Source organism: Polaromonas sp. (assembly GCF_049790275.1).
GTDB lineage: Bacteria > Pseudomonadota > Gammaproteobacteria > Burkholderiales > Burkholderiaceae_C > Polaromonas.
Genome location: NZ_JBAQYR010000138.1, coordinates 1 through 21060, shown reverse-complemented (window position 1 = coordinate 21060; position 21060 = coordinate 1). Strand labels below are relative to the sequence as shown.

The window sequence follows — 21060 nt, the reverse complement described above, 5'->3', positions numbered from 1 at the left end:
AAGTCAAAAAGAAATTCAGCGCAGCACAAAACGCATCGCCACGGTCTCCTGAGAGGTCCCGGCGGTAACGTCAAACCCCAGCTGTCGCGCCAGGGCCGCCATCCCCGCGTTTTCGGGCAGGCACTGCCCCACGACCTCGGACGTGCCGTGCTCACGCAGGTAGCGGAGCAGTTTGTCCATCAGCAACCGTCCCAGGCCGCGGCCTTGCCAGTCCGTCGCCACCTGGATCGCAAATTCCGCCGTCAGGTTGTCAGGGTCACACACGGCCCGCGCTTCGGCCACCATCACCGGCTCGCCGCCTGCCTGCGGCGCAATGGCCACAAAGGTCATTTCGCGGTCGTAGTCGATCTGGCTGTAACGTGCGAGTTCGGAGTGCGGCACCTCCCGGCGCGCCATGAAAAACCGCAGCCGCATGTCGGCGGGTGACGCGCCGGCATAAAAAGCCATCAGGCGCTGGCCATCTTCCGGACGGATGGGCCGCAGCAGCACGTCCTGGCTCTTGACCTGCACATGCTCTTCCAGCGCCAATGGATAGGGTCGAATGGCCAGCCGACTGGGCTCGCCCGCCACCACCGGACGCAACCTGACCCGGGAATCAAGCGCCAGCACGCCGTGTTCATCGACCAGCAAGGGGTTGATGTCGAGTTCGGCCAGCCAGGCCAGATCACAGGCCATCTGCGAAACTTTCAACAGCGTGGCCAGCAATGCCGGCTCATCGGCGGGCGCACGCCCCCTGTAACCGCCCAGCAGGGGCGCCAGCCGGCTGCTGGCCACCATGTCACCTGCCAGCCGGGCATTGAGCGGGGGCAGCGCCACGGCATGGTTTTTGTGCAGCTCGACGGCAACACCCCCTTGACCCAGCAGCATGACCGGGCCGAACACGGGGTCGGAGGTTATGCCGACAATCAGTTCATGGGCGCCCGGACGGTGCGCCATGGCTTGCACGGTGAAACCGTGTATTCGGGCCTGCGGCAACAGCCGCAACACCTGCTGCTGCATTTTTCCGGCTGCAAGCCGCAACGCCTGCTCCGAGGCCAGGTCAAGTGCCACGCCACCGACATCGGACTTGTGGATGATCTCGGGCGAGATGATTTTCAGGGCCACGGGATAACCGATGCGACCCGCGGCAGCCACGGCCTCCTCGACATCACGGGTCCTGACGGTTTCAACCGTGGGAATGCCATAGGCCCGCAGCAGCGCCTGGGCCTGCGCATCACCAAGCCATTCGCGGCCATCGCGCAGCGCTTCGTCCAGCAATGATCGGGCAAGCTCGCGATCCGGCGTGAAGTCCTCCAGCGCAGCGGTGGGCAACTGCTGCAGCGCCTGCTGGTTGCGTGCATAGGTGGCCAGCTGCAGCCACGCGGCAGCGGCACGTTCCGGCGTGCTGTAGCTGGCAATACCGGCCGCTGCCGTGCTCTGCCTTGCAGCCGCCACCACCACGCCACCGAGCCAGCAGGTGAGCACCGGCTTGGCCGATGCCTGGATCAGCGGCAGGCAGGCTGCGGCTATGTCACCGGCGGGAACAATCGCCGTGGGCGCATGGATAAACAGCACACCATCGATTTCCGGCGCCGCCAGCAGAACCTTGAGCGCATCTGCATAGCGGTTCACCGGCGCGTCGCCGATGATGTCGACCGGGTTGCCATGCGACCAGGTGACCGGCAGGCACTGGTTGAGCGCGTGCAAGGTGTCCTCGCCGGGCACCGCCAGTGTTCCACCGCCCAGGGCCAGCGCATCCGCAGCAAGCACACCGGCACCACCGCCATTGGTCAGGACCGCCAGACGCTCACCGTGCCAGCGCCTGACATGGGTCAGGGTCTCGGCCGCATCGAACAGGGACTCCAGCGTATCCACACGCAGCATGCCGGCGCGGCGAACTGCGGCGTCGAACACCGCGTCCGAACCGGCCAGTGCACCGGTGTGCGAGGCGGCGGCCCGGGCCCCGTCAGGCGCGCGGCCCGCCTTCACGACAATCACCGGCTTGTTACGCGCGGCGGCCCGGGCCGCTGACATGAACTTGCGCGCCGACTTCACCGATTCCATGTACATGAGGATGGCCCGGGTGCCGGGATCGCTGGCCAGGTAGTCAATGACATCGCCGAAATCCACATCTGCGCTGTCACCCAGCGAGATGAAATGCGAAAACCCGATGCCGCGACTGTTGGCCCAGTCGAGCATGGCGGTCGCCAGCGCGCCCGATTGCGTCACAAAAGCCAGCTTGCCGGGCAAGGCGTTGCCGGGCGCAAAACTGGCATTGAGCCCGATACCGGGCACCAGCGCCCCGATGCAGTTGGGCCCGAGGATGCGCAACAGGTACGGCCGCGCTGCATCCAGCATGGCCTGTTCGAGTGAGCGGCCATCCGCGCTGGTTGCCTGTTTGAGCCCGGCCGACATCACGATGGCGGCGCGTGTGCCCTTGCGCCCCAGCGCGGCGATGAGGCCAGGCACGGTTTCCGCCGGCGTGCAGATCACGGCCAGGTCCGGCACCTGCGGCAGCGACTCGACATCGCGCCAGGCCGGCGCACCGCCGACGCTGCTATGCCGTCGGTTGACCGGCCAGACCCGCCCCTGGAACCCGTCGGCGCGGAGGTTGCGCAGCACCACGGAGCCCAGGCTTGCCTCCCGGTCGGAGGCGCCGATCAGGGCCACCGATGCAGGCTGGAACAGGGCTTCGAGATTGCGTACGCTCATGGGTATCCTTCAAACGCGGTGGGCGGGGGTCATGCCCGATGCAGGCAGATTAACGCCCGCACAGTCCCCTCACTTGCTCCAGATCAAAGACCCCGGCCGGTGCTGGACTCCAAAATGAACAGTCAGCAACAAGGTCTCCCATGGAAACATACGACAGCACCCTGATGCAGCGCTTCTGCCAGCTCCTGGCGCAGCGCGAAGCTGATCTGCGGTCCATGCTGCAAACCAGCGGTGACCTGCCGGACCCGGCGGGCGACACCGGATCACATGGGGTCATGGATTTCAAGGATGTCGCCATGGAACAGGCACTCGCCACAGTCGATGAAGCCAAGGCTGGGCACGCGATTCTTGAACTGGAGGAGGTGCTGGCAGCACGCCGCCGGCTGGCCGACCAAAGCTTCGGTTATTGCCTGGATTGCGGCGAAGCCATTGATCTGCGCCGACTCACGGCCTTGCCCGCGGCAGCGCTGTGCACCACATGCCAGGCCATCCACGAGCATGAACGGACAATGGCCATGCGGCGCTGAACCCGGACCGCATACGCCATAGACCCTAACCGAAAGGAATTCCCATGAGTGCAAAAACATCCCGCAATGCCGCACCGCGCAAACCCAAGGACACGGGCAATGGCGCAGTTCCCGGTAACTTTCTGGCCGATCTCGGCCGCCAGCAGCTGGCCGCCGCCACTGATGCTGCTTGCGCCATGTTCCGCGGCAGCGAAGCCATGCGCGCCATCCAGCAGCAGGTCGCGCACGAGGCATCCCTGCGGCATCAGGCCGCAGCGCAAAAGCTGCACGGCAGCTGCGCGCCGGCCGACCTGCTGACCATCCAGTCGGACCTGCTGCGTTTTGACCTGCAAGGCGCCACCCAATACTGGCAGCAGCTCGTGACTGCGGCACTGCAGTCCCAGATCGAGATGATGGCCAGCGCAAGCCACCTGCTCACCGACGAACAAAACGGAGGCTGGAAATCGGCCCTGGAAAATTTCCAGGCAGTGATGGCTTCCGGCAACAGGTTTTTTGCGGGCATGCCGGAAGCTCCCGCCGGGCAACCCCACGCCTGAAACGGTTTCCCGCCCGCGTTCATGCGCCACAGCATGGACAGGGCGCCTCAAGTCTGGTGAACGTAACTCCCGGGTGCATCCCCCAGGCGGCCGGCCAGGGGAAGGCCTGCGGCGCCGGGCTCAGCCTTAATCTGGCGCGTGGATTGTTTTCGCAGCCAGGCATGCCAGCAGGGCCACCATGACCCGGCCACCGGCGGCGTGTCTTCCAGCCAGACCATCGGATCAGCCGGCGCCCGGCCTTCCGCGTGGGTCGCGAAGCGGTAACTGGCCTGGGGATGGGCTGCGGCGCCAGACGGTGGATTGACGATGCCGACATTGTGGCCACCCGACGTCAACGCAAAACTCACCGGCGCGCGTGTCTGGCGATGGATCTTGTAAACCGAGGTCCAGGGCGAGACATGGTCCCGTTCGGTTGCCACCACAAACAGTGGCACCTTGATGTCGGCGAGGGCAACGGCGCGTCCATTCACCAGGTAACGCCCCTCGGCCAGGTCGTTGTGCAGATACAGCCGGCGCAGGTACTCGCTGTGCATGCGCGCGGGCATGCGCGTGGCATCGGCATTCCAGGCGCGCAAGGCCGTCATCGGTGTCTGTGCGCCCATCAGGTATTCATGCACAAGCTTGGACCACACGAGGTCCTTGGAGTTGATCAGGGCAAAGGCGCCGGCCATCTGCCGTCCATCAAGGTAGCCGCGCTCGGCCATCAGGTCTTCCAGAAAGGAAATCTGGCTCTCGTCGATGAACAAGCCCAACTCGCCGGGTTCGTGGAAATCAGTCTGGGCGGCCAGCAATGACACGGTTTTCAGAGGGTTGTGCGGTCTGGCACCCAGGGCTGCCGCCGCCATGGCCAACAGCGTGCCGCCCAAGCAATAACCCGCGGCATGTATGCCGACGCCGGGACGCAACTCAGTCACCGCCTTCAACGCGGCCATGACCCCGAGCTCCAGGTAGTCGTCGAGCCCCAGGTCGCGGTCCTGGCTGTCCGGGTTTTTCCAGGACACCATGAAGACACTGTGGCCCTGCCCCACCAGATACCGCACCAGCGAATCGTCCCGCGTCAGATCCAGAATGTAATATTTCATGATCCATGAGGGCACGATCAGCACCGGTTCGGCATCCACCCTGGCGGTGGCCGGCGCGTACCGGATCAGCTCGATCAGGCGGTTGCGAAAGACCACCTTGCCCGGTGTCAGGGCCACGCCTTCTCCCGGAAGAAAAGCACCCACACCACGCGGCTTGCCTTCGGTCAGCACAGCCAGTGCATCATGCGACCAGTTGGCCACACCGTTGGCCAGGTTGGCGCCGCCCGTCGCCAGGGTTTCCTTGAGAACCTGAGGGTTGGTCATCAGGAAGTTCGAAGGCGACCACATGTCCAGCCATTGGCGGGTCGTGAATGCCGCAACCTCTTCATGGTGCCGCGACACACCGCGCACGCCGCTCATGGCTTCGGTCCACCACTGGTCCTGCAGCAAAAAGGCCTGTGCCATCGCGCTGAACGGCAGCGTATGCCAGTCATGGGGCGAAAACCGTTTGTCCTGCGGCGCCGGCTCCACGCACCGGGCGCAGTCGCCCTGCCATGCCTGGGGCGCGTACTGCGTCCACAACAAAGCCTTGCGCATCGCGCTTGCCAGCAAATCGGCCTGCCGGGATGGTGAGACCATCAGGTGGGAAAACCAGTCGGCATAAGCCATGGCCACAGCCGCCGGCGAAATACCATGTGTGAACCTGGCCAGCCCGAGCTTGAGCGGCAAGTCCATGGGCGCCGGTATGTGCCCGCCCGGGCGGGGATCGGAAAGTGCCATTGAAAAACCTGTCAGTTGCAACTGACTGCAAGTCAGTCAAAAGCGTCATCCTGCTGCAGGTGCATCGCCACGCATTTGCGCAAGGTCAAGCAAGGTCCTCAATCCAGGGGAAACGCCCTTGCCAGCCGGCGTGCAGCCGCCAAACGCCGGTGCGCACAGTCTGTTGCGGCTTGTTGCGCGTGGCAACAGACGTCCAGAAAATGAGACATGCCAACTCATGCGCCATGTGCAAGGGTTGCAAGGTGGACTTGAGCCATGTCAATGCACAGCAGGCAAAGATTGCTAAATTGGCTTCATTCGCTGGCGGAGCGTGAAGCGGCCGTCGGCGCGGCGTTCCCGGTGCGCGGCGTCCCGCGCGTTGGGAAAAAATCGAGGTCGGTGCCTGACCGGGAAGGCACATTTTTCATCATTCAAGGAGAGTTCATCATGAGCAACCTTCGTGTTCTGGATCCTGCATTCAGCGACTCCTTCGAGTCGACATTGCGCCGCTTTTTTTCTCCCGCAACCTTCGAGACTGAAAATCCACCGCTGAAAATGCGTATCGATGTTTCGGAAAAGGACAACGCCTACCTGGTGAAGGCCGACATCCCCGGCGTCAAGAAGGAAGACATCAATGTGCGCATCGACGGCAATGTGGTGCAGATCGACGCTCAAGTCAATCGCGAAAAGGAGACCAAGGGCAACGATGACAAGGTCCTGCGTAGCGAGCGCTATTGGGGCAATGTCTCGCGTACCTTCAGCCTGGCCCAGGATGTGGACGACAGCAAGGTCCAGGCCAAATACGCCGACGGTGTTTTGAGCCTGGAGCTGCCGAAGAAAGCTTCGACAGCGAACAAAAAGATCACGGTTCAGTAGGCCCTGAAAGCATGACCACGGCGCAGCAGCCGGACACCCCGGTTCTGCGCATCCGGTCGCTGTCCAAGACCTATGGCAGCGGAGAAACTGCCGTGCATGCCTTGCGCGACGTGGATCTCGAGGTACGTGCCGGCGAGTTCATGGTGTTGCTGGGCGCCTCGGGCAGCGGCAAGTCCACATTGCTGAACATCCTGGGCGGACTGGACCGACCGAGTACCGGGGAGGTGGCCTTTCTCGACCACCGCCTGACCGATGCGTCCGATGAGGAGTTGACGCGTTACCGGCGCGAACACGTCGGCTTCGTGTTCCAGTTCTACAACCTCATTCCCAGCCTGACCGTGCGCGAGAACGTGGCGCTGGTCACCGACATTGCCAGCAGCCCCATGCCGGTGGACGAAGCGCTGGCGCTGGTGGCGTTGACGCCGCGGCAGGACCACTTCCCTTCCCAGCTGTCCGGCGGCGAGCAGCAGCGCGTGGCGATTGCGCGGGCCATCGTCAAGCGCCCGCAGCTGCTGCTGTGCGACGAGCCGACCGGCGCGCTGGACTATGCCACCGGCAAGCTGGTGCTCGAAGTCATCGCCCGCATCAACCAGGAACTGGGCACCACGGCCATTGTCATCACGCACAACGCCGCCATCGCCGGCATGGCCGACCGCGTCATCCGCCTGGCGGATGGGCGCGTCGCCAGCATTGAGGTTCCGCCGCGGCGCCTCACGCCCGCAGAATTGTCATGGTGAAACCGTGAAAGCGCTGGATCGGAAGTTGCTGAGGGACCTGCGGCTGCTGTGGAGCCAGGGCCTGACCATCGCGCTGGTGGTGGCCAGCGGCATAGGTGGCTTCATCACCAGCCTGAGTGCGGTGGACTCGCTGGATCTGGCACGCGAGCGTTTTTATGCCGAGGCCCATTTCGCCGATGTGTTCGCCACGGTCAAACGCGCCCCGAACGCCCTGGTCGAGACACTGCGGCAGGTGCCCGGCGTGGCCGATGTGCAGGCCACGATCGAGCAGGTGGTCCGCATCGGACTTCCGGGTGTGAGCGACCCCATCCTCGGCCAGCTGATTGGTGTGGATCGCAAACAGCTGCCGCGCATGAACCAGGTGAGCGTCTCGCGCGGCCGGGCACTCGACAACGCAGCGCTCTCCGCCGGCGCACGCAGCGACGGCCGGATCGAGGCGCTGGTTTCGGCCGGTTTTGCGACATCCCGAGGCGTCAAACCAGGCGACATCTTCACCGCCCTGATCAACGGGAAACAGCGCACGCTGCTGATCGCAGGCATTGCGCTGTCGCCCGAATATATTTTTGCCGGTCTGGGCGGCAGCCCCGACCAGCGCAGCTTCGGTGTGTTCTGGATCGACCGCGACACCCTGGCCGCGGCTTATGACATGCAGGGCGCCTTTAACCGCGTCAGTGTCAAGCTCGCGCCGGGGGCGTCGCAGCGCGACGTGATGGCCCGCATGAGCCGGCTGCTGGCACGCTACGGCGCAGGGGAAGCCTATGGCCGCGAAGACCAGACATCACACGCCATGCTGGACGCCGAAATCAAGGAGCAGCAGGTGCTGGGCACGGTGCTGCCTTCCATCTTTCTTGGCGTGGCGGCCTTTCTTCTGCATGTGGTGGTCTCGCGGCTGGTGTCCACACAGCGGGAACAGATCGCCGCCCTGAAGGCGCTGGGTTATGCCAATCGCAGCATAGGCGTGCACTACCTCAAGCTGGTGCTGGTGATCGTCATCCTGGGGCTCATGCTGGGCATCTGGCTCGGCGACTGGCTGGGTGCCGCCTTCACGCGGCTGTACGCCGACTTCTTCTACTTTCCGACCTTCGAACATTACCTTGCACCGTGGCTGCTGGTGGTAGGCGCGGGCCTGACGCTGGCAACGGCTGTCATAGGCACGCTCAGCGCCATCGGCGCCACCGTGCGACTGGCACCGGCCGAGGCCATGCGCCCGCCCGCACCCGGGCACTTCCGGCGCACACTGCTGGAGCGCCTGGGCGTCAAAGGGGTCAAGCCGGCCCTGCAGATGATCCTGCGCAACATGGAGCGCCGGCCGCTGCGCACCGGACTGTCCATTGCCGGTGTGGCCGCGGCCGTGGCCATCGTGGTGATGGGCAATTTCATACGCGATGCGATCGACCACATTGTGGACACCCAGTTCACCCTGGCCATGCGCAGCGACGTGATCCTGTGGATGAGCGAGCCCATCGGCAACGAGGCTCGCCATGAGGTGGCACGCATGCCCGGGGTCATTGCGGTGGAAGCGACCCGCATCGTCCCCGTGCGTTTCGTCAACGGCCCGGTCAGTGAGCGCGGCCTCATCCAGGGCTATGCAGAAAACCCCGAGCTGCGGCGCATTGTCGACATCCAGGGCCAGGTCGTGCCCCTGCCGGATGGCGGTCTGGTGATGACCGACCGCCTGGCCAGCAAGCTGGGCCTGCGCGTGGGCGATACGGTGCGTACCGAGGTGCTCGAAGGACGCCGCGAGACGCTGCAGCTGACACTGGCAGCCACCGCACAGGAAATGATGGGGCTGAACGCCTACATGGAACGGCGCGCGCTGAACCGGCTGATGCACGAAGACGACGTGGCCTCGCAGTATGCGGTGGCACTGCAGCGCGGCAGCGAACCCGCCTTCCTGGCCGCCAGCCAGGGCCTGCCGCGTGTGGCGGGCACCTTCAGCAAGGCCAACCTGCTACGCAACATGCAGGAAGTCAGTGCCCGCAATGTCCGCCTCATGAGCCTGGTCCTTACCGTTTTTGCCAGCGTGATTGCCGTCGGTGTGGTCTACAACAACGCACGTATCGCGCTGTCGGAGCGCACCTGGGAGCTGGCCAGCCTACGGGTGCTGGGGTTCACGCGCGCCGAAGTCTCGGTCTTGCTGCTCGGCGAACTGGCCATCAGCATCGCCATTGCGTTGCCACTGGGCATGCTGATGGGCTGGGGCCTGGTGCATCTTGTGGCGGAACTGCTCAAGTCCGACCAGTTTCATTTTCCGGTCGTTATCCAGCCGCGTACCTATGCCTGGGCAGCCATCTGTGTGGTCGCCGCCGGCGTGGCCAGCGCCCTCGTGGTGCGGCGGCGGATTGACCGGCTGGACATGGTGGCTGCGCTCAAGACACGGGAATAAGTGAACAAGGAAACAGGAAAACGGGAATGGCTGTGCTGAAACTGAAAAAAACAACCTGGCTCTGGATCGCGGCGGGAGCCGCGGTGCTCGCGGCGCTGGCCTGGGCCTTTTCGCCACGGCCCGTCGAAGTCGAAATCGCGGTGGTCAAACAGGGCCACTTCGAGCAGTCCATCGAGGAGGACGGGCGTACACGGCTGAAGGACCGCTACACCGTCTCGGCACCGGTGGCCGCACGCGTGGCGCGCATTGTGCTGCGCGAGGGCGACAGCGTGGCCGCCGGCGATGTTGTGGCCGTGCTGACGCCGGTCATGTCGTCCATGGTCGATGAACGCAGTGCGCGCGAAGCGGCGGCACGATTGAAAGCAGCCTCAGCCAGCGTGGAGCGCACCACGGCCAGGCTGGCTCGCGCCAGAATTTCCCTGCAGGAAGCTCAACTGGAAAAAGATCGGACGGAAAAACTGGCCGGCGAGGGCTTTCTGTCAGCGTCGCGGCTCGATGCGGTCCGCTTGGCCCTGGCGGGCGCTCGCCGTGAGCTGGAGGTCGCAACGGCGGAACGCGAAATGACGGTCCAGGAAAAGGCCCAGGCAGCCGCCGTTTTGCAACCCGCCACCGCCGGCGGCAACAGCATGCGGCCACTGAGCGTGCGTTCTCCGGTCAACGGAGTGGTGCTGCGTGTGCCGCAAACCAGCGAAGCCACCATCGCCGCAGGAGCCGCGCTGCTGGATATCGGCGACCCGAACCGGATGGAAGTAATCAGCGAACTGCTGACCACCGATGCCGTGCAGGCCAAGCCCGGGCGCCGCGTGGTGATTGAACGCTGGGGCGGACCGCCCGTCGAAGGCCTGGTGCGCCGGGTGGAGCCGGCCGCTTTCACCAAGGTTTCCGCGCTGGGCATCGAAGAACAGCGCGTCAACGTACTGATCGACGTCAGCAACCCGCCCGAGGCATGGCGCAGCATGGGCGACGGCTTCCGGGTATCGGTGCGGATTGTCACGGCCAGTGTCGAGCAGGCCGTACTCGCACCACTGGGTGCGCTGTTTCCTCACGGCCAGGGCATGGCGGTCTACCGGCTGGACGGTCACCATGCCCGGCTGCAGCCGGTCGAGGTAGGTGCCCGCAACAACAACGAGGCCTGGCTGCGCAGCGGCCTGACTGAGGGGCAGACCGTGATTGTTTACCCGCCCGCCACCATCCGCGACGGCAGCAAGGTTCGCGTACGCACGCCCTGACACCGTGTTGCCACGGACCCATACCTCTCGGGCGGATTTGCCCGCGGCATGCACGGAATCACGGCATATGCGCCAGCGCAGGACTCCGGCGGTCGGCAGCGGCAACCAGGAGTCAGCCGGCCAAGGGCGACCAGCTGGCCGGACGCACCGGGCTGGACGGCTCGCTGGCTACCTGCAAGGCCTGGCCGAAGGCTTCGAGCCGGCCGGCATAACTGCCGTCATCGACCTCACGCGTGGTGAACGCGGTCGCCAGCAAGGGCGCACGGCCCAGCAGGTGCCCGATTTCGGCCACGGCATTCGGTGCACCGCTGCCGCCCATGACCGACACCACCCCGATCTGCTGCAAGTCATTGCGCCGGTCGGCCACGAAACTGCGCATCGGCGAGGCCAGGCGATAAGCCCAGATCGGAGAGACCAGCACCACCGTCCCGAAATCCCTGGGATCGGGCCCCTGATAACGGATGCCCGGCTGGCGCCGAAGCAGGGAGTCGACCACACAGCGCAGCGTACCGGACGCGCCGGAACGGGGCTGCTCCTCCACAATTTCGCCCGATGTCCAGCCGAGCTGACTGCACAGCAACTGCACCAGGCGACGTGACGTGCCGGTGTAGGAATAAAAGACGACAAGGATTCTGTCCATCGGTCTCTCCTTTAGGGTGGTAGGGGAAACTATAGGCAGCAGCGGGGCATGCCCATTGAGATGCATCAAGTCGCTGCGAGATGGGGCCGGGAAGCGCCCGGGGCTCGGGGACCCGGTTGCGGCTTGACAGACATCAAGCCCGGCGCCACGGTAGCGGCTTAACCTGAACACACGATGCCAACTCCTGATGCTGCCCTGAGCTCCGCCCGGGCGCTGGTCAATACACTGGCCGGCGCCCTGCACGCGGAACTGATCGAAACCCACATTTCATGGGTGCTGCTGGCTGCAGACACGGCGTACAAGATCAAGAAACCCGTGCACCTGCCCTTCGTCGACTACAGCACCCTGCAGGCCCGGCGTCATTTCTGCGAGGAAGAAGTCAGGCTCAACCAGCGGCTGGCGCCCACGCTGTACCTGGGCGTCACACGCATCACCGGCACACCTGCCGCGCCCGAACCCGACGGCGCCGGACCTGTGCTTGAGTACGCGGTACGCATGCGCCGTTTTCCCCCGGGCGCGCTGTTCAGCGAAAGAATCGCCACCGGTGTTCTGGACAACCGGGACGTGGATCAACTGGCCGCGCTGCTGGCCGACTTCCATGAAAACGCGCCGCGCGCGGCTGCTGCGGATGGCTTTTCCAGCGCCGACCAGCGCCGCCGCATCGCGCTGGCGGCACTTGAAGGCACACGGCCCTTGGCTAGCGATGCCGCGCTGTCCGCCTTGCAAACCTGGCTGGCGACCGAAGCCGCCGCGCTGATGCCGCTGTGGACCTCCCGCCAGGCCGACGGGCATGTGCGCGAATGCCATGGCGACCTGCACCTGGCCAACGTGGTGCGTCTTGATGAGCATGTCGCCGCCTTCGATTGCATCGAGTTCGACCCGGCGCTGCGCTGGATCGACATGCTTGACGATGCGGCCTTTGTGGTGATGGACCTTGCTGCCCACCAGCGGCAGGACTTGTGTTTTCGCTTCCTCAATGCCTGGCTGGACCGCACCGGCGACCATGCCGCCCTGCCGGCACTGCGGTTTTCCGTCGTTTACCGCGCGCTGGTCCGGGCACAGGTGGAGCACCTGCGTAGCGCCGCAAGCGAAGCGGCCCACCGCTATCTGGCGACAGCGCTGGTCTGGGCGCAGCCGGGCAAGGCCTGGTTGTCCATCATGCACGGCCTGCCCGGGTCGGGCAAAACCCATGTTTCCCAGCGCCTTCTCGAGCAGGAAGGTGCGATCCGCCTGCGCTCGGACGTGGAGCGAAAACGCCTGTATGGCCTGGGCATGCTGGAGGATTCGCGTGCCAAAGGGCTGGACCTGTACAGCGCCGACACCACCGCGCGTACCTATGGGCAGCTGTTTGCCGTAGCGCGCACGGCATTGCAGGCAGGTTACCCGGTGATCCTCGACGCCGCTTTCCCGCGCCGCATCGAACGGGATCAGGCACACACACTGGCACAAGACCTGGGCGTGCCGTTTTCCATCGTGCACTGCGAAGCGCCCCTGACCGTGCTGCGCGAACGCCTGCTGGCCCGCCGCGGTGACGCGTCGGAGGCCAATGTCGCAGTGCTCGACCGCCTGCGCGACGCTGGGGAACCCCTGTCAGTGCAAGAACTTTCTTTTGTCCGCCCACTGGACATACCCGCGTGATCCTTCATCAGTGCACGGCGACAAGCCTGCGCGATCCACAGTCACCCTGTGGACGTCCACCGCTATTACTTTAGGTTTAAGCAAGATGGGTAAACGGCACATCGCGGTGTGATCTTTGATCCATCGCAACCCACCGCAGAATCCTGGAAGGAAAATTTCGTTCTGTCCAATGTCAATTGGAGCGACACGGGACAACGGCCTCGCATTCGCAATGTCGAAATAAACAGAATTCCGTGCGAGAAGTTTCACCGATATTCGTCATCCAGCAAGAGGGGATTTCCATGTCAGCACTCAACAGGCTTGCTCATCTCAGCTCGCCGCCAGACCAGCTCACCATGACATGCTCATCGGGCATCACCGATGGCGATTGGGACCTTCTCTTTGAAGCTGTTCTCGAACGAATGCGGACAACGCTCGGTGAACCCTTTGGCGCTTCAGTACCCGACGAACAGAAAGCGATAGCAAAGCGAAGCTGTAGCACCCTTGCCCTTCTTGAATGCGCAGAAGCCCTCGACAAGCTACGCATCATGGGCCGGTACAAACCTATGGCGCGACTCGTTTTACGACGCTTGCGATTCATCAGCCACCGCAACCGCTGATGCGTCAGCACCGGCAATCACGCCCGTCTTGCGCTTTGTCAAACGCCTGCAGGGCGGCCATCCCTACATTGGTTGCAGGTAGCTACTCCCATGTCCGAATTCCTGACCCACCCCCCCGTCAACCGCCTGCGCCTGCGCCGGCTGGGCATCGACACCTACCAGGAGCCGGTGCTGTACATGCACCGCGATTGCCCGGTCTGCCACTCGGAAGGTTTCGAGGCGCGGTCTCGCGTGGAACTGCGGCTCAACGGCTACACCATCGTGGCCACGCTCAATGTGGTGAGCGGAGACTTCCTCTCGCCTGAAGAGGCCGGCCTGTCCGAAGCGGCCTGGCGCCTGCTCCACGCGCGGCCGGGTGAAGAGGTTTCGCTGCACCACCCCGCGCCGCTCGAATCGCTGAGCCATGTACGTGCCAAGGTCTATGGACGCCGCCTGGGCCAGGCGGCCATCGACGCGGTGATCGGGGATGTGGCCGCCGGTCGTTATTCAGACCTGCAGCTCGCTGCCTTCGTCACCGCCTGCGCCGGCGACCACCTGGACATGGACGAAACCATCGCACTGACCCGCGCCATGGTCAATGTGGGCGAGCGCATCCATTGGGGCGAAGGCTTGATCATGGACAAACATTGCGTGGGCGGGCTGCCCGGCAACCGCACCACCATGATCATTGTTCCCATCATTGCGGCCTGCGGTCTGCGCATGCCCAAGACCTCGTCACGAGCCATCACATCCCCCGCCGGCACCGCCGACACCATGGAAACACTGGCGCCGGTGGACCTGGATGTGGCGCAGATCCGCCGCGTGGTGGACCGCACCGGCGGCTGCATTGTCTGGGGCGGTGCCGTGCGGCTCAGCCCGGCGGACGACATCCTCATCCGGGTCGAGCGCCCGCTGGACCTGGACAGCCAGGGGCAACTCGTCGCCTCGGTCCTGTCCAAGAAAGCTGCGGCAGGAGCCACCCATGTGCTGATCGACATGCCAGTCGGATTGACCGCCAAGGTCCGCAGCGCGCATGCCGCTCATCAGTTGGGGCGGCAGCTTGAGCAGGTCGGACAGGCGCTGGGCCTGCAGGTCCGCGTGGTGCAAACCGATGGCGTGGCGCCCGTGGGCCGGGGCATAGGCCCTGCGCTGGAGGCGCGCGATGTGCTGGCCGTGCTGCGCCGCGAGGCGCAGGCTCCGGACGATCTTGCCTTGCGCGCGCTGGCACTGGCCGGACAGATTCTCGAGTTCGGCGGCGCCGCGCAAGCCGGCGCCGGCCTGGCCCAGGCCACAGCGGTACTGGAAGACGGCCGCGCCTGGAAAAAATTCCAGGACATCTGTGAAGCACAGGGCGGCCTGCGGGAGCCGCCGGTGGCAGCCTACCAGCAGCCGGTGACAGCCCCGCATGGCGGCACCGTGATCGCCATCGACAACCGGCGCCTGGCGCGCATTGCCAAACTCGCTGGTGCGCCCACGGCAGCGTGCGCGGGCATCGACATGAACGTGCGGCTCGGTATGGTGGTCGAGCGCGGTGACCCGCTTTTCACGCTGCATGCGGCCACACCGGGAGAGCTGGCCTACGCGCTGGAATATGCCACCACGCAGTCCGGCGCCGTCCATGTGATGGAGGAAGCCTGATGCTGGTCCTGGTCCTGGCCCTGCCCGGCGCAGCAGCTCTCGCGGCCGGCCTGGCCAGCCGCCTGCGCTGCGAACATGCCGAACTACAGTTGCACCACTTCCCCGATGGTGAAACCGGCGTGCGCATCGACGCACCGGTCAAAGACCGCTGCGTCGTGCTGGCCGGCAGCCTGGACCAGCCCGACGGCAAGACCCTGCCGCTGATTTTTGCCGCCGACGCGGCGCGTGAGCTCGGTGCGCACCAGGTAGGGCTGGTTGCACCCTACCTGGCGTACATGCGGCAGGACAAACGCTTTCAGCCCGGCGAGGCCGTGACTTCACGCAGCTACGCCCGGCTGCTGTCTGCTTCGCTGGATTTTCTGGTGACCGTGGACCCGCACCTGCACCGCATCCACAACCTGGACGAGATCTACGCCCTGCGCACACAGGTGGTGCCGGCCGCACCCCTGATCGCGCGCTGGCTGCGTAGCCACGTGGAAGCGCCCTGGCTGATCGGGCCGGACCAGGAGAGCGAACAGTGGGTCGCTGAAGTGGCACGGCTTGCCGGCGCCCCCTGGACGGTGCTGGCCAAAACGCGGCGTGGCGACCGCGACGTGGGTGTCCGTCTGGCCAGCCGCGAGCGCTGGCCCGGAAGAACACCGGTACTGCTCGACGACATCATTTCCACGGGTCACACCATGCAGGCAGCAACAAGGCTTCTGATCAAGGCAGGCCTGGGTGCGCCGCTGTGCATCGCCGTGCATGCCCTTCTTGACAGCGATGCCCAGCGCCAGTTGCTTGAAGCCGGCGTCACACGCGTGGTGAGCTGCGACACGGTTGTCCATCCCACCAATGCCATACGCATGGCTTCACTGCTCGCCCGCGCCGTGCGCCAGCTTCGGACCGCCAGGGAGCCTGCCCCATGAGTCCCAAACGCATTGTCCTGATCCAGGGCCACCCCGACGCGACCCAGCCCCACCTTTGTCATGCGTTGGCCGCCGCCTACACCGCGGGGGCCGAAGAAGCAGGGCATGTCGTGCGCTGCGTCAAGGTGGCCGAGCTGGATTTCCCCTTGCTGCGCAGTCAGCAGGCCTGGGAAGATGGCGCCCTGCCCGCCGGCCTGGAGCAGGCACAGACCGACATCCGCTGGGCCGAACACATCGTGCTGTTTTTCCCGCTCTGGCTGGGCGACATGCCGGCCCTGCTCAAGGGATTCCTCGAACAGGTGGCCAGGCCGGGCTTTGCTTTTGAACAGGAAGCGGGCCGCGCCAGCTTTGCGAAGCAGGGGCTGAAAAACCGCTCCGCCCGGGTGGTGGTCACCATGGGCATGCCCGCACTGATCTACCGCTGGTATTTCAGGGCCCACAGCGTCAAATCGCTCCAGCGCAACATCCTGGGTTTTGTCGGCATTGCCCCCGTGCATGAAACGCTGATCGGTATGGTCGGTGATTTCAAGCCGGCAGACGGCAGCCGCTGGCTGGCAAAACTGCGCCGGCTCGGGCAGCGTGCCCAATAGATGCCCTGGATCACCTCATTCATCACCCGAGGAAGACAAGCATGACATCAACACTCACCCCTGTACCCATCACTGTTGCAGCTGAACATGGCAATGGCGGCATCGTCAAGCGGGCCGGCCTGTTCGTTGCGCTGGCGGCCCTGCTGGCCATCGTCTGGATGCCGGCACTGCAGGGCCTGCCCGCCGCCGGGCAGGTGATGCTGGCCATCCTGGCCTTCGCAGTGATCGTCTGGATGACCGAGGCGCTCGACTACGCCGTGAGTTCGGTGGTCATAGGCGCACTCATGATCTTTCTGCTGGCCTATGCACCCGATGCGGCCAAGCCCACCGGCCCCGACATGGGCACTGTTGCAGCGCTGAACCTGGCGCTGTCCGGGTTTTCCAACAGCGCCGTGGCGCTGGTGGCGGCGGCCTGCTTCATTGCCGCAGCCATGTCCGCCATCGGGCTGGACAGGCGCATCGCGCTGAAGGTGCTGTCCAAGGTGGACGCGGGCACCAACCACATCGTGATCGGCGCCATGGTGACGGGTTTCCTGCTGTCCTTCATCGTGCCCAGCACCACGGCGCGCGTTGCTTGTCTGGTACCTATCATGATGGGTTTCATCCTGGCCTTCAAGGTCGACAGGCGCAGCCGCTTTGCCGGTCTGCTGGTGATCACCGCGGCGCAAACCGCCAGCGTCTGGAACATCGGCATCAAGACGGCGGCGGCGCAAAACATGGTGGCCATCGGTTTCATCGAGAAACAGTTCGGCACCAGCATCAGCTGGACCGAGTGGTTCATTGCCGGGGCGCCCTTCTCGGCCCTGCTGAGCGTGGCGGTGTATTTCATCATGACCCGGCTGATGAAACCGGAGATGAAGGAAATCGCCGGTGGCCAGGCCACCATCCGGCAGCAGCTCGAAGCCATCGGACCGATGACGCTGCGGCAGTGGAAGCTGCTGGTCATCGTGCTGGTGTTACTGGGCTTCTGGGCCACCGAAAAGGTGCTGCACAACTTCGACACCTCGTCGACCACCATCGCGGCCATTGCCCTGATGCTGGTGCCGCGCCTGGGCGTGATGGACTGGAAGGAATCGCAGCGCGGCTTCCCCTGGGGCACCGTGATCCTGTTTGCCGTCGGCATCAGCGTGGGCACTGCGCTGCTGAAAACCAACGCGGCCGGCTGGCTGGCCAACCTGATCGTCCAGCACCTGGGGCTGCAGCAGGCCAGCGCGTTTGCGATCCTGATGCTGCTGTCGCTGTTCCTGATCGTGATCCACCTCGGCTTTGCCAGCGCCACGGCACTCGCCTCGACCATGATTCCCATCATCATCAGCGTTCTGACGGCCGTACAGACGCCGGGCATCAACGTGATCGGCATGACCATGCTGCTTCAGTTCGTGGTGAGTTTCGGCTTCATCCTGCCGGTCAATGCGCCGCAGAACATGATCGCCTACGGCACGGACACTTTCGATGCACGCGACTTCGTGCGCACCGGCCTGGTGATCACGGCGGCCGCCATGGTGCTGCTGGTGATCTTCGCGCTGACCTACTGGCCATGGATGGGCTACATGACCAAGGCCGTTTGAGTCGAGTCGCGCTGGAACCGGGAACAAGGAGAAAGACATGACCACCCTGACCAAACTCGCGCTCGGCATGATGGGCAAATTGCGGCCGCAGCCCGCCCTCGGGAATTCCGATGCCCTGATCACCCTGCCGCAACCCGACAGGAAGACAGGGCTGCCGCTGATGCAGGCCCTGGCGAAACGCCAGTCCAGCCGCGACTACAAGCCGGACCCCCTGCCGCTGGAGCTGCTATCGGGTTTGCTGTGGGCAGCCTGCGGCGTCAACCGCGCCGACGGCGGACGCACCGCGCCATCGGCCCTCAACGCCCAGGAGATTGACATTTTTGTGGCCCTGCCTGCAGGTGCCTACCGCTACAACGCCAGCAGCCATCGGCTGCATCTGGTCGCCGGCGCTGACCTGAGGCGCGTGACCGGCTACCAGGATTTCGTCGACACCGCGCCGCTGGATCTTGTTTTCGTTGCCAACTACCCGCGCATGGGACTGGTTCCTGCTGCGCAGCGCGAAGCCTACGCGCATGTTGCGGCTGGCGCCATCACGCAGAATGTCTACCTTTTTGCAGCCAGCAGCGGGCTGGCAACGGTGATCCGGGCCTGGATAGACCGCAATGCCATCGCCGACGCCCTGGGCCTGACACACGACCAGCAGGTTCTGCTGTCGCAAACCGTGGGTTATCCGGCGGACACCTCATGACGCGGCGCACGGGGAAATACTCGCGCACGTCCGCACCGCTCCTGTTTTCATAGCTTATAGCGCACTGCCCATAAGGCTCCAGGCCACTTTTTATTGAATCAGGCGGCGCTGCCGGCATCCTCACCGATCAGCAGCCTGCCATCTGCGATGTACCGGTGCGGCGGCACTTCCAGATTCGTCGGTGCAGGCTTGTTCTTGAACACCCGCCCTGCCAGGTCGAACGTGGAGCCATGGCAGGGACAGAAAAACCCGCCCGACCAGTCCGCGCCCAGGCTGGGGTTGCCGGTACCGGCAGGCACCTGGTTGGGCGAACAACCCAGGTGGGTGCAGATGCCCACACCCACAAACACCTCGGGCCGGATGGAACGCTGCGGGTTGCGCGCATAGTCGGGCTGCTGGTCTTTTCTGGAGTCCGGGTCAGCCAGGCCTGCATCCAGCGCGGCCAGAGCCGCCAGCATGTCGGGCGTGCGGCGCATGATCCACACGGGCTTGCCGCGCCACTCCACCGTCTTGATGCCGCCGGGCGGTATATCGGAAATATCGACCTCCACGCTGGCACCCATGGCACGCGCTCGCTCGCTGGGGGCAAAGCTCGACACAAAGGGAACGGCGACGGCCGCCATGCCCACACCCGCCATTGCGGCGGTAAGCAGCACCACCTGGCGCCGCTCCGCATCGTGGACAGGCCCATCGCCGGCAGGGGCCGGGCTGGCAGGAAGTTCGGGAAGGATGGAGGCAGTGGTCATGATGTTCCTCTGTGGTGTCGCGGTGAAGCACTTCGCTTTCGCTGTGGCCATGAGCCTGTTCTCAAGAAGCGTGCCGCTTCTGCGATGGGAAAAACCCCAATCCAATCAAAGGCTGGCGCTGGCCCACCGGATGGGCGTTCCTGCCAGAGCTGCCATTTCTGGCAGTATCTGGCAGCTGGCAGTACACTGCTGGCAGCATGAAAAACCTCGCCGCGCAAGCCCTGCCGGAACTGGCGTCCTACCTTGACGGCCTGGCCGAACCGCACATCCTGCTCGACGCGCAGTACCGCATCCTCGCGGCCAATGCCGCCTACCGGCGCCAGTTCAGCCCCGGGCGCGAGGTGACGGGCCGGCTCTGCCATGAGGTCTCGCACCACTTCAGCGTGCCTTGCGACCAGGCCGGCGAGTCCTGTCCGCTGGCCCAAGCGCGCGAATCCGGGCAACCTGAACGTGTGCTGCACCTGCACCACACGCCAAGGGGCGAGGAGTACGTCAACATCGAACTCACGCCACTGCGTGACAACAAGGGCCGGCAAACCTTTTTTGTCGAGAAGATGGCGACGCTGCGCGCGGCCCAGGGGCAGCCTGCGGCCCAGGGCCTGATCGGGCGCGCGCCGGCCTTCCAGCACATGCTGGCGCTGGTCGCACGGGTGGCACCGTCGCAGGCCGCGGTGCTGCTGCTCGGGGAATCAGGCACGGGCAAGGAACTGGTGGCGCGGGCCGTGCACGAGACCAGCTCGCGCGCCCCGCGGGCGCTGGTGGCAGTGGACTGTGCCAGCCTGCCGGAGAACCTGTTCGAGTCCGAACTGTTCGGCCACGAACGCGGCGCCTTCACCGGCGCAAACACAGCCAGGGCCGGCCTGGTGGAAGCGGCCAGCGGCGGCACCCTGTTTCTCGATGAGGTCGGCGACATCCCGCTGGCCATGCAGGTCAAGCTGCTGCGCCTGCTGGAGACAGGTACCTACCGCCGCGTCGGCAGCACCGAACTGCGCCATGCCGACATCCGCGTGATCGCCGCCACCCACCGCGACCTGGAGCGCATGGTGGCCGAGGGGCGCTTCCGTGAAGACCTCTACTACCGGCTGAGCATTTTTCCCATCCACCTGCCCGCCCTGCGCGAGCGGCGCGAAGACATCCCCCTGCTGGCAACCGCGCTGCTGCAACGCGTTGCACCCGGCAGGCGGCTCACGCTGGCGCCCCAGGCCCTGAAACTGCTGCGGGCCCAGGACTACCCGGGCAATGTGCGCGAGCTGCGCAACCTGCTGGAGCGCGCCTCGCTGCTGTGCGATGGCCAGACCCTTCAAGC

The 21060-nt window shown here is 65.0% G+C and carries 18 protein-coding genes; 14 read left to right on the top strand and 4 right to left on the bottom strand.

Annotation, left to right across the window (positions count from 1 at the left end; translation table 11 throughout):
• Positions 1-15: 15 nt before the first annotated feature.
• Positions 16-2691 (bottom strand): bifunctional acetate--CoA ligase family protein/GNAT family N-acetyltransferase, encoded by a 2676-nt coding sequence (locus WA904_RS18870; protein ID WP_425198667.1) that lies wholly within the window; start codon positions 2689-2691, stop codon positions 16-18.
• A 140-nt stretch (positions 2692-2831) separates the two neighbouring features.
• On the opposite strand from WA904_RS18870, the gene WA904_RS18865 reads away from it, so the two are divergent.
• Both WA904_RS18865 and WA904_RS18860 read left to right on the top strand, forming a co-directional pair.
• Positions 2832-3218 (top strand): TraR/DksA family transcriptional regulator, encoded by a 387-nt coding sequence (locus tag WA904_RS18865; protein WP_425198666.1) that lies wholly within the window; start codon positions 2832-2834, stop codon positions 3216-3218.
• A 44-nt stretch (positions 3219-3262) separates the two neighbouring features.
• Positions 3263-3754 (top strand): phasin family protein, encoded by a 492-nt coding sequence (locus tag WA904_RS18860; protein ID WP_425198665.1) that lies wholly within the window; start codon positions 3263-3265, stop codon positions 3752-3754.
• 47 nt (positions 3755-3801) lie between these two features.
• Here the strand turns inward: WA904_RS18860 and WA904_RS18855 are convergent, their stop codons facing one another.
• A complete protein-coding gene (locus WA904_RS18855) occupies positions 3802-5556 on the bottom strand; it encodes a PHA/PHB synthase family protein (RefSeq protein ID WP_425198664.1) in 1755 nt (584 codons plus the stop codon).
• A 426-nt stretch (positions 5557-5982) separates the two neighbouring features.
• On the opposite strand from WA904_RS18855, the gene WA904_RS18850 reads away from it, so the two are divergent.
• From WA904_RS18850 to WA904_RS18835, 4 genes are read left to right on the top strand one after another with little or no spacing between them, the layout of a single operon-like run.
• Positions 5983-6411: an Hsp20/alpha crystallin family protein gene (locus WA904_RS18850; RefSeq protein ID WP_425198663.1), complete on the top strand. Its 429-nt coding sequence runs from the start codon at positions 5983-5985 to the stop codon at positions 6409-6411.
• 11 nt (positions 6412-6422) lie between these two features.
• Entirely contained in the window at positions 6423-7148 is a 726-nt protein-coding gene (locus WA904_RS18845) for an ABC transporter ATP-binding protein (protein WP_425198662.1), read from the top strand.
• A 4-nt stretch (positions 7149-7152) separates the two neighbouring features.
• Positions 7153-9534, top strand: a complete 2382-nt coding sequence (locus WA904_RS18840) for an ABC transporter permease (RefSeq protein ID WP_425198661.1) — start codon at positions 7153-7155, stop codon at positions 9532-9534.
• Between the two features lie 26 nt (positions 9535-9560).
• Entirely contained in the window at positions 9561-10763 is a 1203-nt protein-coding gene (locus WA904_RS18835) for an efflux RND transporter periplasmic adaptor subunit (RefSeq protein ID WP_425198660.1), read from the top strand.
• 112 nt (positions 10764-10875) lie between these two features.
• On the opposite strand, the gene WA904_RS18830 is transcribed toward WA904_RS18835, so the two are convergent.
• Complete coding sequence (locus tag WA904_RS18830) at positions 10876-11403, bottom strand: flavodoxin family protein (protein WP_425198659.1); 528 nt, start codon at positions 11401-11403, stop codon at positions 10876-10878.
• 174 nt (positions 11404-11577) lie between these two features.
• Between WA904_RS18830 and WA904_RS18825 the strand changes: the two genes are divergently transcribed.
• The 7 genes from WA904_RS18825 to WA904_RS18795 all read left to right on the top strand — a co-directional run bounded on the left by WA904_RS18825 (position 11578) and on the right by WA904_RS18795 (position 19008).
• Complete coding sequence (locus WA904_RS18825; protein ID WP_425198658.1) at positions 11578-13041, top strand: AAA family ATPase; 1464 nt, start codon at positions 11578-11580, stop codon at positions 13039-13041.
• A 281-nt stretch (positions 13042-13322) separates the two neighbouring features.
• Positions 13323-13640, top strand: coding sequence for a hypothetical protein (locus WA904_RS18820; protein ID WP_425198657.1), 318 nt, complete (start codon positions 13323-13325; stop codon positions 13638-13640).
• Between the two features lie 90 nt (positions 13641-13730).
• Positions 13731-15257, top strand: a complete 1527-nt coding sequence (locus tag WA904_RS18815) for a thymidine phosphorylase family protein (RefSeq protein ID WP_425198656.1) — start codon at positions 13731-13733, stop codon at positions 15255-15257.
• Entirely contained in the window at positions 15257-16162 is a 906-nt protein-coding gene (locus WA904_RS18810; RefSeq protein ID WP_425198655.1) for a ribose-phosphate pyrophosphokinase, read from the top strand. Before WA904_RS18815 ends, WA904_RS18810 begins: the two co-directional genes overlap by 1 nt.
• Positions 16159-16752, top strand: a complete 594-nt coding sequence (locus WA904_RS18805) for an NAD(P)H-dependent oxidoreductase (RefSeq protein ID WP_425198654.1) — start codon at positions 16159-16161, stop codon at positions 16750-16752. The genes WA904_RS18810 and WA904_RS18805 overlap by 4 nt, the downstream gene beginning before the upstream one ends.
• Positions 16753-16793: 41 nt before the next feature.
• Entirely contained in the window at positions 16794-18320 is a 1527-nt protein-coding gene (locus WA904_RS18800) for an SLC13 family permease (protein WP_425198653.1), read from the top strand.
• 37 nt (positions 18321-18357) lie between these two features.
• Positions 18358-19008, top strand: a complete 651-nt coding sequence (locus WA904_RS18795; RefSeq protein WP_425198652.1) for a SagB/ThcOx family dehydrogenase — start codon at positions 18358-18360, stop codon at positions 19006-19008.
• Positions 19009-19106: 98 nt separating this feature from the next.
• On the opposite strand, the gene petA is transcribed toward WA904_RS18795, so the two are convergent.
• The gene (gene petA / locus WA904_RS18790; RefSeq protein ID WP_425198651.1) at positions 19107-19754 is read right to left on the bottom strand and encodes a ubiquinol-cytochrome c reductase iron-sulfur subunit; all 648 of its coding nucleotides are present in this window, start codon (positions 19752-19754) and stop codon (positions 19107-19109) included.
• A 197-nt stretch (positions 19755-19951) separates the two neighbouring features.
• Here petA and WA904_RS18785 point away from each other — a divergent pair.
• Positions 19952-21060 (top strand): sigma-54 interaction domain-containing protein (locus WA904_RS18785; RefSeq protein WP_425198650.1); only part of this gene is annotated, 1109 nt, incomplete at its 3' end.

Bases quoted from the DNA above. Each gene is read 5' to 3' on its own strand.
- WA904_RS18860 (WP_425198665.1), top strand. From the start codon at position 3,263: ATGAGTGCAAAAACATCCCGCAATGCCGCACCGCGCAAACCCAAGGAC.
- petA (WP_425198651.1), bottom strand. From the start codon at position 19,754: ATGACCACTGCCTCCATCCTTCCCGAACTTCCTGCCAGCCCGGCCCCT.
- WA904_RS18865 (WP_425198666.1), top strand. From the start codon at position 2,832: ATGGAAACATACGACAGCACCCTGATGCAGCGCTTCTGCCAGCTCCTG.
- WA904_RS18850 (WP_425198663.1), top strand. From the start codon at position 5,983: ATGAGCAACCTTCGTGTTCTGGATCCTGCATTCAGCGACTCCTTCGAG.
- WA904_RS18870 (WP_425198667.1), bottom strand. From the start codon at position 2,691: ATGAGCGTACGCAATCTCGAAGCCCTGTTCCAGCCTGCATCGGTGGCC.
- WA904_RS18845 (WP_425198662.1), top strand. From the start codon at position 6,423: ATGACCACGGCGCAGCAGCCGGACACCCCGGTTCTGCGCATCCGGTCG.
- WA904_RS18805 (WP_425198654.1), top strand. From the start codon at position 16,159: ATGAGTCCCAAACGCATTGTCCTGATCCAGGGCCACCCCGACGCGACC.
- WA904_RS18810 (WP_425198655.1), top strand. From the start codon at position 15,257: ATGCTGGTCCTGGTCCTGGCCCTGCCCGGCGCAGCAGCTCTCGCGGCC.
- WA904_RS18820 (WP_425198657.1), top strand. From the start codon at position 13,323: ATGTCAGCACTCAACAGGCTTGCTCATCTCAGCTCGCCGCCAGACCAG.
- WA904_RS18800 (WP_425198653.1), top strand. From the start codon at position 16,794: ATGACATCAACACTCACCCCTGTACCCATCACTGTTGCAGCTGAACAT.
- WA904_RS18855 (WP_425198664.1), bottom strand. From the start codon at position 5,556: ATGGCACTTTCCGATCCCCGCCCGGGCGGGCACATACCGGCGCCCATG.
- WA904_RS18835 (WP_425198660.1), top strand. From the start codon at position 9,561: ATGGCTGTGCTGAAACTGAAAAAAACAACCTGGCTCTGGATCGCGGCG.
- WA904_RS18830 (WP_425198659.1), bottom strand. From the start codon at position 11,403: ATGGACAGAATCCTTGTCGTCTTTTATTCCTACACCGGCACGTCACGT.
- WA904_RS18825 (WP_425198658.1), top strand. From the start codon at position 11,578: ATGCCAACTCCTGATGCTGCCCTGAGCTCCGCCCGGGCGCTGGTCAAT.
- WA904_RS18815 (WP_425198656.1), top strand. From the start codon at position 13,731: ATGTCCGAATTCCTGACCCACCCCCCCGTCAACCGCCTGCGCCTGCGC.
- WA904_RS18795 (WP_425198652.1), top strand. From the start codon at position 18,358: ATGACCACCCTGACCAAACTCGCGCTCGGCATGATGGGCAAATTGCGG.